Annotated in this window: 16 protein-coding genes and 1 tRNA gene; 11 read left to right on the top strand and 6 right to left on the bottom strand. The window is 42.0% G+C overall.

The genetic code is table 11. From position 1 onward, the window contains the following. Positions 1 to 26 precede the first annotated feature (26 nt). Both G498_RS0111565 and G498_RS0111560 read left to right on the top strand, forming a co-directional pair. On the top strand, positions 27 to 770 hold the full coding sequence (locus G498_RS0111565; RefSeq protein ID WP_026981294.1) for a CDP-alcohol phosphatidyltransferase family protein: 744 nt from the start codon (positions 27 to 29) through the stop codon (positions 768 to 770). A gap of 3 nt (positions 771 to 773) precedes the next feature. Continuing rightward, the gene (locus G498_RS0111560) at positions 774 to 1,652 is read left to right on the top strand and encodes a glycoside hydrolase family 25 protein (RefSeq protein ID WP_026981293.1); all 879 of its coding nucleotides are present in this window, start codon (positions 774 to 776) and stop codon (positions 1,650 to 1,652) included. Between the two features lie 102 nt (positions 1,653 to 1,754). Here G498_RS0111560 and lptB read toward each other — a convergent pair whose 3' ends face one another. The 4 genes from lptB to G498_RS0111540 form a co-directional block, all read right to left on the bottom strand. Beyond that, positions 1,755 to 2,495: an LPS export ABC transporter ATP-binding protein gene (gene lptB, locus G498_RS0111555; RefSeq protein WP_026981292.1), complete on the bottom strand. Its 741-nt coding sequence runs from the start codon at positions 2,493 to 2,495 to the stop codon at positions 1,755 to 1,757. Positions 2,496 to 2,594: 99 nt separating this feature from the next. Next, a complete protein-coding gene (locus tag G498_RS0111550; RefSeq protein WP_026981291.1) occupies positions 2,595 to 2,945 on the bottom strand; it encodes a carboxymuconolactone decarboxylase family protein in 351 nt (116 codons plus the stop codon). Between the two features lies 1 nt (position 2,946). Then, the gene (gene tatC / locus G498_RS0111545; RefSeq protein WP_240470462.1) at positions 2,947 to 3,765 is read right to left on the bottom strand and encodes a twin-arginine translocase subunit TatC; all 819 of its coding nucleotides are present in this window, start codon (positions 3,763 to 3,765) and stop codon (positions 2,947 to 2,949) included. Further along, a complete protein-coding gene (locus G498_RS0111540) occupies positions 3,765 to 4,730 on the bottom strand; it encodes a KpsF/GutQ family sugar-phosphate isomerase (RefSeq protein ID WP_026981289.1) in 966 nt (321 codons plus the stop codon). Before G498_RS0111540 ends, tatC begins: the two co-directional genes overlap by 1 nt. Positions 4,731 to 4,817: 87 nt before the next feature. Here G498_RS0111540 and recQ point away from each other — a divergent pair, with 87 nt between their 5' ends. Both recQ and G498_RS15095 read left to right on the top strand, forming a co-directional pair. Next, entirely contained in the window at positions 4,818 to 7,013 is a 2,196-nt protein-coding gene (recQ, locus tag G498_RS0111535; RefSeq protein ID WP_026981288.1) for a DNA helicase RecQ, read from the top strand. Positions 7,014 to 7,042: 29 nt separating this feature from the next. Further along, entirely contained in the window at positions 7,043 to 7,816 is a 774-nt protein-coding gene (locus tag G498_RS15095) for a hypothetical protein (protein WP_051269875.1), read from the top strand. 41 nt (positions 7,817 to 7,857) lie between these two features. Here G498_RS15095 and G498_RS0111525 read toward each other — a convergent pair whose 3' ends face one another. Beyond that, positions 7,858 to 8,094 (bottom strand): hypothetical protein, encoded by a 237-nt coding sequence (locus G498_RS0111525; protein WP_026981287.1) that lies wholly within the window; start codon positions 8,092 to 8,094, stop codon positions 7,858 to 7,860. 98 nt (positions 8,095 to 8,192) lie between these two features. Here G498_RS0111525 and G498_RS0111520 point away from each other — a divergent pair, with 98 nt between their 5' ends. Further along, positions 8,193 to 9,752 (top strand): NAD(P)/FAD-dependent oxidoreductase, encoded by a 1,560-nt coding sequence (locus G498_RS0111520; RefSeq protein WP_026981286.1) that lies wholly within the window; start codon positions 8,193 to 8,195, stop codon positions 9,750 to 9,752. Positions 9,753 to 9,777: 25 nt separating this feature from the next. Here G498_RS0111520 and G498_RS0111515 read toward each other — a convergent pair whose 3' ends face one another. Beyond that, positions 9,778 to 10,554: a hypothetical protein gene (locus G498_RS0111515; RefSeq protein ID WP_131387687.1), complete on the bottom strand. Its 777-nt coding sequence runs from the start codon at positions 10,552 to 10,554 to the stop codon at positions 9,778 to 9,780. Between the two features lie 236 nt (positions 10,555 to 10,790). On the opposite strand from G498_RS0111515, the gene idi reads away from it, so the two are divergent. From idi to G498_RS0111485, 6 genes are all read left to right on the top strand, one after another. Continuing rightward, the gene (gene idi / locus G498_RS0111510) at positions 10,791 to 11,318 is read left to right on the top strand and encodes an isopentenyl-diphosphate Delta-isomerase (protein WP_026981284.1); all 528 of its coding nucleotides are present in this window, start codon (positions 10,791 to 10,793) and stop codon (positions 11,316 to 11,318) included. After that, positions 11,315 to 11,725: a 6-pyruvoyl trahydropterin synthase family protein gene (locus tag G498_RS0111505; protein ID WP_026981283.1), complete on the top strand. Its 411-nt coding sequence runs from the start codon at positions 11,315 to 11,317 to the stop codon at positions 11,723 to 11,725. The genes idi and G498_RS0111505 overlap by 4 nt, the downstream gene beginning before the upstream one ends. After that, positions 11,725 to 12,183 (top strand): peroxiredoxin, encoded by a 459-nt coding sequence (locus G498_RS0111500; protein WP_026981282.1) that lies wholly within the window; start codon positions 11,725 to 11,727, stop codon positions 12,181 to 12,183. Before G498_RS0111505 ends, G498_RS0111500 begins: the two co-directional genes overlap by 1 nt. Continuing rightward, positions 12,183 to 13,154, top strand: a complete 972-nt coding sequence (locus tag G498_RS0111495; RefSeq protein WP_026981281.1) for a type I phosphomannose isomerase catalytic subunit — start codon at positions 12,183 to 12,185, stop codon at positions 13,152 to 13,154. Before G498_RS0111500 ends, G498_RS0111495 begins: the two co-directional genes overlap by 1 nt. A 55-nt stretch (positions 13,155 to 13,209) precedes the next feature. Beyond that, entirely contained in the window at positions 13,210 to 13,476 is a 267-nt protein-coding gene (locus tag G498_RS0111490) for a hypothetical protein (protein ID WP_026981280.1), read from the top strand. 80 nt (positions 13,477 to 13,556) lie between these two features. Further along, a tRNA-Thr gene (locus tag G498_RS0111485) sits at positions 13,557 to 13,630 on the top strand. The last annotated feature ends 41 nt before the right edge of the window (positions 13,631 to 13,671 follow it).

Below are 13,671 nucleotides of genomic sequence, written 5' to 3'. Positions count from 1 at the left end.
ACTTTGTCTCTCATAAAATAAAATCTATGGCATTTAAAAAACAAATCCCGAATCTGATTACTTTTTTAAATCTTATTTGCGGTTTATTAGCACTAATTCACGCTTTTAACGGGAACTATAACGAAGCTTTTTCTCTGGTGTGTCTGGGAATCTTTTTTGACTTCTGGGATGGTTTTTTTGCCCGTATCTTTCATGCGCAGAGTCCGTTAGGCGTACAGTTGGATTCGTTGGCCGATATGGTAACCAGCGGCGTGGTTCCGGGTGTGGTGATGTACAAAATGTTGTCGGATATTCAGGAAAATCAGGATATCTATAACTTAACACCGGATACGTACTACATGGGCGTTGTGCCTTACATTGGTTTTATTATTACGATTGCGTCCTGTTTCCGCCTGGCCAAATTCAATATTGATGACCGTCAGACCGATTCTTTCATAGGTTTGCCAACACCGGCGAATGCCCTGCTGATCATGAGTATTCCGATGATTTTATTCGCTAATCAGTACGAGTGGTTGTCCGATATACTGAGCAATCCTTATTTTCTGGTGGGTATCAGCTTTTTAAGTGCTTATTTGCTGAATGCGGAAATCCCGCTGTTTTCTTTGAAAGTAAAATATTTCAGTTGGGATAAAAATAAACTGCAGGTGATTTTCTTGGTGGTTGCTGCCATTTTATTGGTGTTGTTCCAGTTTTTGGCCATCCCGATGATTATCCTTTTTTATGTTGTATTGTCGGTGTTGCAAAATACAGTTGTAAGCAAGCAGGTGTAATTCATGAAGCGTTTCCCCGCGAAGAAAAACGTATCGAAAAAGCCCGCAAGATCCAGAGCCAAAAAAGCTAAGAGTGTCTCTTTTGGTAAAATAACGTTATTTGTCTTTGGTGTCTTGTTCGTTTTTTTTGTTTTCGGAACGGTGTACCATTTTCGGAACGGTTTGTTGTATTATTTCGGATTCAGGAGTCATCACGGCGCTACCGAATTAACCGAAGAAGAACGGAAAATCCAGGACATCCGCATTTTTGAAGTCCTGAGCCGGCATGATACCAAAGTGGTGGGTTTCGATGTTTCGGAATATCAAAGCGCTGTTGCCTGGGACAAAATTGATAAAATTGAAGACGATTTCCCGTTATCTTTTGTTTTTATCAGAGCAACGGCCGGAAATAACAGACCCGACAGCCGATTTGAAGAAAACTGGAAAGCGGCCAAAGAACATTATTTTATCCGCGGAGCCTATCATTATTACCGACCGAATGAAAATTCGCTGGAACAGGCCGAGAACTTTATCAACACCGTACGGCTTCAAAAAGGCGATTTGCCTCCGGTGTTAGACATCGAAAAACTGCCTAAAAACCAATCAATTGACAGTTTAAAAATTGGCCTGCGACGCTGGCTAAACCGCGTGGAAAAGCACTACAAGGTAAAACCGATTATTTATTCCGGAGAAAGTTATTATGCTGATTTTCTGAAAAAGGAGTTCAAAGGCTATCCGTTTTGGATTGCGAATTACAATTTCTTTGTGGATAACATAAAAAAAGACTGGCTGTTCTGGCAGTTTACGGAAAAAGCGCAGGTTCCCGGAATAAAAGGTTTGGTGGATGTAAACATCTTTAACGGAAACAAGGAAGATTTGAAAGCGCTTTGTGTTGGGAAGTGAGAAGTGAGAAGTGAGAAGTGAAAAGGGATAAGTGACAAGGGATAAGGGAGATGGTTGCTGTTAGTGCAATAAAAAATCCCGGGGTTAGTCGGGATTGGTATTTTAAAATTCTAATTTTTTCTTTCTCAACTCGAAGTTTTGTCCTAAATAGACTTTTCGGACCATTTCGTCTTCGGCTAATTCTTCCGGAACTCCGGCTTTCAGGATGCCGCCTTCAAACATTAAGTACGTTTTATCGGTAATCGCTAAAGTTTCCTGAACGTTGTGGTCGGTTATCAGAATTCCGATGTTTTTGTTTTTCAGCTGGGCAACAATTCGTTGAATGTCTTCCACGGCAACCGGGTCAACACCTGCAAACGGTTCGTCCAATAAGATGAATTTCGGATCAGTGGCCAGACAGCGGGCAATTTCCGTACGACGGCGTTCTCCTCCGGACAATAAATCCCCGCGGTTGGTGCGGATGTGCTGCAGACTGAACTCGTCAATCAGCGATTCCATTTTAGCTTCCTGCTCTTTTTTGGAAAGATTGGTAAGCTGCAAAACGCTTAAAATATTGTCTTCGATACTCAGTTTTCGGAACACGGATGCTTCCTGAGCCAGATAGCCGATGCCGTGCTGGGCGCGTTTGTACATCGGGAAATCCGTAATGTTCATGTCGTCCAGGTAAATGTTCCCGGCATTGGGTTTTACCAAACCTACTATCATGTAAAAAGAAGTGGTTTTTCCGGCACCGTTCGGTCCAAGCAGTCCTACGATTTCACCACGGTTCACTTCTACGGAAACGCCTTTTACAACGCTTCGTCCTTTGTAGGTTTTGACTATATTTTCGGCTCTTAGTTTCATTTTGTCGGTTATTCGGTTTCCGGTTATTCGGTTATTTGGTTATTTGGTTATTCGGCAAATTAACGAATAAACAAATAACCAAATCAACACATTAACAAATTATTTAGTTTGGTTTTCCAGAGCTTCCCAGAATTCGTAGGCTCTTCGCAAGTGGGGAATGACAATCGTTCCGCCTACCAACGTGGCGATGCTCATGGCTTCCATCATTTCCGCTTTGGTAATGCCTTGTTTGTGCGAGGTTTCCAAATGATACTTGATGCAGTCGTCACAGCGTAAAACGGCAGAAGCTACCAAGCCCAAAAGTTCTTTGGTTTTTACGTCCAGCGCGCCTTCCATATAGGCATTGGTGTCCAGGTTGAAAATGCGCTTGATGACTTTGTTGTCGTCGGCCAATAATTTTTCGTTCATTTTCGAACGGTAATCGTTGAATTCTTTTACTAAATCAGCCATATCAGGTGGTTTTTAGTGCTTCTTTTTTGGTTACAAATCGCGAAATAAAAATACTCGCTTCGTATAAAATGACCAACGGAATGGTTACAATCATCTGACTGATTACATCCGGAGGCGTTACGATTGCGGCAATAATCAAAATAATCACATAAGAATACTTGCGGTAATCGGCCAGGAATTTCGGCGTTACGATTCCTAATTTGGAAAGAAAGTAAATGACAATCGGCAATTCGAAAACCAAGCCGGTTGCCAGTGAGGTGCTTTTTACCAATCCGATATAGGAATCCATGTCGATAGCGTTTTTCACGTGATGACTCACCGTTAAATTTGCTAAAAAGTTGATGGACAGCGGTGTGAGTACAAAATAACCGAAGGCCACACCTAAAAAGAAAAGAATCGAGGCAATAAAAATGAAAAGTTTGATGTTCTTTTTTTCTTTATCGTACAAGGCCGGACTTACAAACAGCCAAAGCTGCCATAAAATGTAAGGGAAGGCGATTACAAAACCGCAGGTTATTGAGGTCCAGATGAGCATGGAAAACTGTCCTTCCATGGTGCGGTTTTGCAGTTCGAAAGGCAATTCTGTAATGCAGAAACTTTTATCTAAATCGTATTGCGTTGCCAAATTGCAGAAAAAGCGATAGGTAATAAAATTCCCGTCTTTTGGCCCGAAAATAACGGTGTCGAAAATAAAATCGCTGAAATAATAGGCTACGCATCCGCCAATTAGAATGGCAACGGTGCTTCGTACTAAAACCCAACGGAGTTCTTCCAGATGGTCTAAAAATGACATTTCTTTCGCAGACTTCTTGTTCGCCATTATACAATTCCTTCTTTTAAAATATCGTGAATGTGCAGTACGCCTTTGTATTCGCCGTTATCTACGACTACCATTTGGGTGATGGAATGGTTTTCCATGGTGTTGAAAGCATCGACAACCATATCGTTTAACCGAACGGTTTTCGGGTTTTGCGTCATGATGTCTCTGGCGGTTAAATCGGAGAAAGTGTCTCTTTTTTCCAGCATTCTCCGGATGTCGCCATCGGTAATGATTCCGACGATTTTGTTGTTTTCCACGACGGCCGTAACGCCTAAACGTTTTTCGGAAATTTCCATAATTACGTTTTTGATGCTGGCCTCCGGACTTACCTGAGGTTTGTGGGTTTGGTCCAGCATGTCGACTACGCGAAGCAGCAGTTTTTTGCCCAATGCGCCGCCGGGATGGTATTTCGCAAAATCTTCACTTTTGAAATTGCGCATTTCCATTAAACAAACCGCTAACGCATCGCCTAAAACCAATTGGGCCGTGGTACTGTTGGTGGGGGCTAAATTGTTCGGACAGGATTCCGCCTCCACGTATGCATTCAGTACAAAATCGGATTCTTTTCCTAAAAACGAAGCCTTGTTGGCAGTCATTCCGATTAACGGATTGCCGAAACGTTTCAGCAAAGGCACCAATGCTTTTATCTCGGGGCTGTTGCCGCTTTTTGAAATGCAGATGATTACATCGCCCGGCTGTACCATGCCTAAATCGCCGTGAATGGCTTCGGCAGCATGCAGGAACATGGAAGGTGTTCCGGTAGAGTTCATCGTTGCTACAATTTTTGAGGCAATGATGGCACTTTTTCCTATTCCGGTAACAATGAGACGTCCTTTGCAGTGATAAATCAGCTCTGCGGATTTTGCAAAATCGTCGTCTAAGAAATCAACCAGTTTTGCAATGCTCTCACTTTCAGAAAGTATGGTTTTTCGGGCCGAAGCCAAAACAGAATCTGTTGTTGTCAAATCTAAAGTTTTTAGAAATTTGCGAATGTTAAAGAAATTCGTATCTTTAATCTCTGCAAATTTATGTAAAATACCTATTACTAAATAATGAAACCAAGCGAAATTGACTTACATAAAGAGTTAAAAAAATATTTTGGTTTTAACCAATTCAAAGGTTTACAGGAAGGTGTTGTTAAAAGTATTATTACGCATAACAACACTTTTGTGATTATGCCTACCGGTGGCGGGAAGTCGCTGTGCTACCAATTACCGGCTTTGGTTTTAGACGGAACTGCCATTGTGGTTTCCCCGTTAATTGCCCTGATGAAGAACCAGGTGGATGCCATCCGAAGCCTTTCCTCGGAAGCCGGAGTGGCGCACGTGCTGAATTCTTCCCTTACCAAAACAGAAGTCAATCAGGTAAAAAAAGATATTACTTCGGGTGTAACGAAATTGTTGTACGTTGCCCCGGAATCCCTTACCAAAGAAGAATACATCGAATTTTTACGAAGTGTTCCGATTTCTTTCGTGGCGATTGATGAAGCGCACTGTATTTCGGAATGGGGTCACGATTTCCGTCCGGAATACCGAAACCTTAGGGCAATTATCAAACAATTGGGTGATGTACCGGTAATCGGTCTGACGGCCACCGCTACACCAAAAGTTCAGGAAGATATTCTGAAAAACTTAGACATGACCGATGCGAATACGTTTAAAGCGTCGTTCAACCGTCCGAATTTATATTACGAAGTACGTCCGAAAACCAAAAATGTAGAAGCGGATATCATTCGTTTTATCAAGCAGCATAAAGGGAAATCGGGAGTGATTTATTGTCTTTCAAGAAAGAAAGTGGAGGAAATCGCTCAGGTGTTACAGGTAAACGGAATCAGTGCCGTGCCGTATCACGCCGGTCTGGATGCCAAAACCCGCGCCAAACATCAGGATATGTTCCTGATGGAAGATGTGGATGTAGTGGTGGCTACCATCGCTTTCGGGATGGGAATTGACAAGCCGGATGTGCGTTTTGTAATCCATCACGACATTCCGAAATCGCTGGAAAGTTACTATCAGGAAACCGGTAGGGCCGGACGCGACGGCGGAGAAGGACACTGTATTGCGTATTACTCTTATAAAGATATTGAGAAACTGGAGAAATTCATGGCCGGTAAGCCTGTTGCCGAGCAGGAAATCGGTTTTGCGCTGCTGCAGGAAGTGGTTTCGTATGCGGAAACTTCCATGTCCCGACGCAAATTCTTACTGCATTATTTCGGAGAAGAATTCGACGAAGTAAACGGCGAAGGTGCCGACATGGACGACAATGTCCGCAACCCCAAAAAGAAAGTCGAAGCTAAAGATCAGGTGGTGGTGTTGCTGGAAACCGTTCGTGATACCAAAGAACTGTACAAATCGAAAGAAATCATTTTCACCCTTATCGGTAAAGTGAATGCAGTTATTAAGGCACATAAAACCGACGCCCAGAAATTCTTCGGAAAAGGAAAAGACCAAGACGAGAAATACTGGATGGCCTTAATCCGTCAGGTATTGGTAGACGGCCTGCTTTCCAAAGATATTGAAACGTATGGTGTTTTAAAACTTTCTGAAAAAGGTGCCGATTTCATCAAAAATCCAACTTCCTTCCTGATGTCTGAAGATCATGAATACAGCGAAGCAGACGATGAAGCTATAGTGACTTCGGCAAAATCGTCCGGAACGGCAGACGAAGCCTTAATGACGATGTTAATCGATTTGCGTAAAAAAGTGGCCAAAAAACTGGGTGTACCGCCATTTGTGGTGTTTCAGGAACCTTCTTTGGAAGATATGGCCCTGAAATATCCCATCACCGTTGAAGAACTGAGCAATGTTCACGGTGTAGGGGAAGGAAAAGCCAAAAAATACGGAAAAGAATTCGTGGAACTGATTGCCCGTTACGTGGAGGACAACGACATTATGCGTCCGGATGATATGGTGGTGAAGTCTACGGGAGCGAATTCTGCTTTGAAATTGTACATCATACAGAATATTGACCGTAAACTTCCGTTGGATGATATTGCCAAGGCCAAAGGTTTAGATATGGATGCTTTGCTGAAAGAAATGGAACAAATTGTGTATTCCGGTACGAAACTCAACATCAAGTACTGGATTGATGATATTTTAGACGACGACCAGCAGGAAGAAATTCACGACTATTTCATGGAATCGCATTCCGATAAAATCCAGGATGCTTTAGACGAATTCGATGGCGACTACGATACCGAAGAATTGCGCCTGATGCGGATTCAGTTCATCAGTGAAGTGGCCAATTAAAAAGCTGTAAACCCTAAACAAATAAATATATGTCTGAAAATCAAAATGTTTGGAAACCAACAGAAGAAGCTAAAGGACAGGCAACACAGTTCCGATTGTTTGCGGTCTTGTTGTGGCTTGGTGCCATTGTAGCGCAGGTATTTGCAATCCGTATGCTTTTAAAAGCGGTTAATTCCGGAGAATCTCCGGTAAATGCCTGGGTGATTGGTTTAATTGTACTGGATTTAATTTTAGTATTTGCCGGTTCCGTTTTCTGGAAAAAATCAAACCGTCTGGATCCGCCTTCTGAAAAAAATAAGTTTCTGTTTTATATGCAAAGTCAGTTGGGCGTGGTGATGGCCTTTGTCGCTTTTTTACCTTTGATTATCTTCATCCTGACCAACAAAAAGATTGACGGAAAAAGCAAAGCTATTTTAGGAAGTATTGCCGGGGTAGCTATGGTAATTGCAGGAATTGGCGGCGCAGAGTTTAATCCGGCTTCTGTAGAAAAATATACAGAAGAAACAAATATGGTAGAAGCGTTAACCGGAACCAATAACGTGTATTACACCAAAGGAGGCGGGAAGTATCATATTTATGAAGATTGTTACACCATTAAAAACAGTGAGCGTTTAAACGGAACTGTTGCGGAGGCACATGCAGGTGTTGCTAATCATTCCGATTTCGACCTTTGCGGAATCTGTAAGAACAAAAAAATGAAAGAAGACGGAATGTCAGAAGAAGCTTTAAACGAAAAGTTGGAACAAGTTAAAGCAGGGCTAAACCAAAACAACTCACAGGAAACTGAAACAACTCAAGAATAGTTTAACATACAGTAAAAAAACCGGGTAATACCCCGGTTTTTTTATGGATAAAGCTCACCCCGATGTGGTTTTAAAGCGTCGCGTACGGCAATCATATATTGGTCGGTTACGACCATAAAAGCGATGGCGTGCATCTCGTTAAGAATCTGAAAGCCTGTGATTTTTAAAGGTAGTTTTTCAATTTCAATGTATTCTTTGAGGTGAATTTCGTGGTGTTCGGCCGTTTTGGCGGCAGCCGGTCCTCTGAAATCCCAAATGAGTTTTATCTGTCGTTGCATGATGTGGGTATGCTAATGTTAAGCAAAGATAGTAAGGTTGGTTTTAATTTGTATTTTTGCCTCAGAAATGTTTGTAAAATAAAAATTTACCTTCTGTTATGCCGAAAGAACTTTTGATTCAGGTAGCGCCGGAAATGGCTGCGAATATGCCTTTGTTAACGGAGCACGTTGCCAAACTGCTGCAGGTAAAAACTACCGAAATTCAGCATTTGACGGTGTTGAAACGCTCCATTGATGCCCGTCAGCGCGCCATTAAAATCAACCTGAAAGTCAATGTTTTTTTTCAGGGCGAGCCCATATCCGAAACGAAAATAGAACTGCCTGATTATAAAAACGTGTCCAATGCACCGGAAGTTATTGTGGTTGGCGCCGGTCCGGCAGGTTTGTTTGCTGCTTTGCAATTAGTGGAATTGGGCCTCAAACCCATTGTAATTGAACGCGGAAAAGACGTTCGGGGGCGTCGACGCGATCTGAAAGCCATCAACCGCGATCATATCGTTAACGAAGATTCCAATTACTGCTTCGGGGAAGGCGGTGCGGGAACCTATTCCGACGGAAAATTATACACCCGATCCAAAAAAAGGGGAGATGTCGACCGGATATTAAGGTTGTTGGTTGCTTACGGTGCTACACCCGATATTTTAGTGGATGCCCATCCGCACATCGGAACCAATAAATTACCGCAAATCATACAGGATATCCGGGAGAAAATTATCGAGCACGGCGGCAAAGTGCTTTTTGAAACCCGTGTTTCCGATATACTGATACAAAGCAATGAAGTTCAGGGTATTGTTACCCAAAATGGCGATATCATTGAAGCAAAGAAGATTATTTTAGCCACAGGACATTCTGCAAGAGATATTTTCGAATTGTTAGACCGAAAAAAAGTACTGATAGAAGCCAAACCGTTTGCTTTAGGGGTTCGCGCCGAGCATCCGCAGAGTTTAATTGATTCCATCCAGTATTCCTGCGATTTCAGAGGGGAATTTCTTCCACCGGCACCTTATTCAATCGTAAAACAAGTGAACGGTCGTGGGATGTATTCGTTCTGTATGTGTCCGGGAGGTGTTATTGCGCCTTGTGCTACAAGTCCTGGCGAAGTGGTGACCAATGGCTGGTCGCCTTCCAAACGCGATCAGGCCACTGCCAATTCCGGGATTGTGGTCGAACTGAAACTGGAAGATTTCAAGCCGTTCGCTAAATTCGGAGCCTTGGCGGGGATGGAATTTCAGAAAGCCATCGAGCAAAAAGCGTGGCATTTAGCCGGAGAAACCCAAAAAGTTCCGGCACAGCGCCTGGTGGATTTTACACAAAGCAAAATTTCTTCGGACATTCCGAAAACTTCTTACGTTCCCGGTACAACTTCGGTGGAATTAGGGCAGGTGTTTCCGGGTTTTTTAACGCAAATTATGCGGGAAGGTTTTGTGCAGTTCGGCAAATCGATGCGAGGCTATTACACCAATGAAGCGATTCTGCACGCGCCGGAAAGCCGCACCTCGTCACCGGTCCGGATTCCAAGAGATCCTGAAACGCTGGAACACCTTCAGATAAAAGGGTTGTATCCGTGCGGGGAAGGTGCGGGTTATGCGGGAGGAATCATTTCAGCCGCCATAGACGGGGAAAAATGTGCGATTAAATGTGCAGAATCCTTACATTAAAAGCGATTGATTCAGGGTTAAGCAGTTATTGACAGGCTTCGTATTTGTCAAACATTCTTTCAATAGCATAGAAAGTGTACTTGTGAATGTTAATCAGTTTTTCCTGTTCTTCTTTGGGAAGATTTTTGAATTCTTTTTGTTTGTCTTTGTACTCCTGTTTGGCTTCTTTGTTTCTTTGAAACATTTGATTTTTCATAGTTTCCATTTCGTTTACCATAGCCGGGCAATCTTTGAAAAGATCCTTAAAAGGATTTACAATGCGGCTTTCCATATTCATAAGATCGGTTAATCCGATATTCTGATAATTAAGGGCGTAATCTTCGTTGGCATTCTGGTAGTAGAACCGCAATCCTTTGCTGAAATAAGAAGCGCCCTGTCCGGTAGAGCCGGTTTCCGTATATTTTATACCGTAAATGTTGATTTTGCCTTTTTTTACATAGGGAAGAAAAACCATTCTGCCTCCTTCTTTCGGTTCCCCTTTGCCGGACAATTCTTTTAACAGGATGTGTTTAAATGCAGTATTGCCTTTTTCCTGATGAAGAATGATTTCATCGATTTCATCAGACGGAATCGCTTTGAATTCTCCTGATTCACTGGGTTTGAACTTAATTGTTTTGTCGTCAAGGTTTAATTCGTGCTCTAAGGAACCGGAAAAGCCCGAAGTAATGGTTCTGTTTTCGATGAACGATTTGACAAAACCTTCTTCCCTATGACTGTCGCGAAATACAAGTGTCGCTTTATAAGTTTGGGCAATGGAACTCAGACTCAATAAAAAGAAAAGAACAGTAGCTATGATTTTCATATTTTTAATAATATCTGTTATGTGTTTAAGTATGGCCAATTTATAAAAAACAGATTAATAATTCATATTCGTTGGGTGAAATTTCTGTCAGGAAGATTTGCAGGTAATGAAATGAAAAGCATCAGGCTTCTGAAATTGTCCGGTCTGCTGCCAAATGGATTTTCAGGGATGGGCAATTTAATTTGTTCTTCAGTAAACCGGTACTTTTTTGTACTTTTGACAGGTAATATTCCCTTATGACAGAAGAAAACGTAATATTAGTTAACGAACAAGACGAGCAGATCGGATTAATGCCCAAACTCGAAGCCCATGAAAAAGCTCTGCTGCACCGTGCTTTCTCTGTTTTTGTTTTGAATGATAAAAATGAGATTATGCTGCAGCAACGGGCCCATCACAAATACCATTCGCCCTTATTGTGGACGAATACCTGCTGCAGTCATCAGAGGGAAGGCGAAACCAATATTCAGGCCGGAACCCGTAGGCTGCGTGAAGAAATGGGCTTTACCACAGAGTTGAAGGAGCTTTTTTCCTTCATCTACAAAGCACCTTTTGATAACGGTTTAACCGAACACGAATTAGACCACGTGATGATAGGTTATTACAACGAAGCGCCGAAAATCAATACCGACGAAGTGGAAAGCTGGAAATGGATGGCGATTGATGAGGTAAAAACCGATATGGAGCGCAATCCGGACGTTTACACGGTTTGGTTCAAAATTATTTTTGACGAGTTTTACCACTATCTTGAAGATCATAAACTATGAGAGTAACTGTTTCGAGAAAAGCCCATTTTAACGCGGCGCACCGTTTGTACCGGAAAGACTGGTCCGACGAGCAGAATCAGCGCGTTTTCGGGAAGTGCAACAATCCTAATTTTCACGGGCACAATTACGAACTGATTGTAAGCGTAACGGGCGAAATCAATCCGGAAACGGGTTATGTGATGGATATCAAAGATTTAGCCGATATCATTTACGAAGAAGTGGAAACCCGGTTTGACCATAAAAACCTGAATCTGGACGTTCCCGAATTTGAGCATCTTAATCCGACCGCTGAAAACATCGTGGTGGTCATCTGGAATAAAATCCGAAAAAGGATTGACCAAACGCACGATTTGGAAGTGGTTTTGTATGAAACGCCAAGAAATTTTGTAACGTATAAAGGTTTGTAATGGGAGCAATTAAAGTTGGGGATAAATTGCCGCTTTTTGGAGCCAAAGATCAGCAAGGAAATGATTTTTATATCGCCTCAGTCTTGGGAAAAAAAGTGTTGGTGATTTATTTTTATCCGAAAGACGATACGCCGGGTTGTACAAAACAGGCCTGTTTTTTCAGGGATCAGTACGAAGAATTTACGGATTTGGGTGTGGAAGTCGTAGGCATTAGCGGTGATAGTGTGGCATCGCATAAAAAATTTGCGGAGCGCTATAAACTGCCGTTCACGTTGTTATCGGATGAAGATAAAAGTTTGCGCAAGTTGTTTGGCGTTCCTGCTAATTTGTTAGGATTGTTGCCGGGCCGCGTAACCTATGTGGTGGATAAAAAAGGAATAGTACGGATGGTATTCGACAGTATGAATGCTGAAAATCACTTTCCCAAAACCCTCGAACAAGTAAAGAAACTGCTTTGATGGAAACAGTATTGTATCCTTTGGTTTTTAAACCAATTTTAAAAGAGCGTATTTGGGGCGGCACTAAGCTGAAGTCGCAACTCAATAAAGAAATACCGTCTTCCGCTACCGGTGAGAGCTGGGAAATTTCCACCGTTCCGGGAGCAGTAAGTGTTGTTGCCAATGGCGATTTAGCCGGAATTTCCATAAACGATTTAATTGCTAAAGATGCCATTGCGTTTTTGGGAAAAAAAGTCCATGCCAGATATGGTGCTGAATTTCCGCTCCTGTTCAAATTTTTAGATGCCAAAGAAGATTTGTCCATTCAGTTGCATCCGAATGATGAGCTGGCTCAAAAACGCCATAATTCATTTGGTAAAACCGAAATGTGGTACATCATGCAGGCAGATTTAGATGCCCGTATTATTGTAGGGTTTAAGGAGAAATCGTCGCCGGATGAATATCTGGTTCATCTTGAGAATAAAACCCTTCCAAAGATTTTAAAGGAAATCCCTGTAAAACCGGGTGATGTTTTCTTCTTGGAAACCGGAACCATTCATGCCATCGGTGCCGGCATCATGCTGGCCGAAATTCAGCAGACTTCGGATATTACCTACCGAATTTACGATTGGGACCGGGTAGACGATGCCGGAAATTCCAGAGAACTGCATATCGATTTGGCCTTGGAAGCCATTAATTATAATGTAGTTAACGCCAAAAAACGCTATCAGCAGAAGCCGAATGAAAGCAACGGTGTGGTACAGTGCGAGTATTTTACAACAAAAGTAATTCCACTTGACGGCACTATGTTGTGTACTAAAAACGGTGATTCGTTTACGGTTTATGTCTGCACGGAAGGAGAATTTTCAATCGTAATGGATTCATTACAAAGCTATTCGTTCCGAAAAGGCGATACAGTTTTGGTGCCGGCCAGTATTACTGATTTTAAATTAGTTGGGAAAGCCACTTTGTTAGAAATATACATTTCTTAACTTTTTATCTGAAGAATAATTGTAATTTTGCAAACGAATTTTAAACAAAAATAAAATGGCAAGCGTAAGAAACTTAAAAAAAGACATCAACTACGTATTAGGCGACATCATTGAGGCAGTATACCTTTATGAGATGACTACAACAGGAAAACCAACTGCTGCATCTGATGCTGTAATTGATGAAGCCATCACTTCCTTTGATGCTTTAATCAGCAGAGTGAACCAAAGAAATGTGGATGATAAAAAATCACATTTCAGACAAATTAATAAAGATTTAGAAGCGGCTGCTAATCAGTTGGTTGAAAAAATCAACGCTTTATAATCGCTGAAAAACCATAAAAAAGTGCTTTTAAGTATTTGCAGGTTTAAAAAACTCGCTTATATTTGCACCCGAAATGAGTCGCCGGTGTAGCTCAGCTGGCTAGAGCAGCTGATTTGTAATCAGCAGGTCGTGGGTTCGAGTCCCTCCATCGGCTCTTTTTTTTCCACGCTCAGCGTGGTTTTTTATGAAATATTT

Origin of the sequence: Flavobacterium suncheonense GH29-5 = DSM 17707 (assembly GCF_000430025.1) — a bacterium.
GTDB classification, from domain to species: domain Bacteria; phylum Bacteroidota; class Bacteroidia; order Flavobacteriales; family Flavobacteriaceae; genus Flavobacterium; species Flavobacterium suncheonense.
The sequence above is the reverse complement of the archived record's forward strand: the minus strand, read 5'-3'. Positions and strand labels throughout refer to the sequence as shown.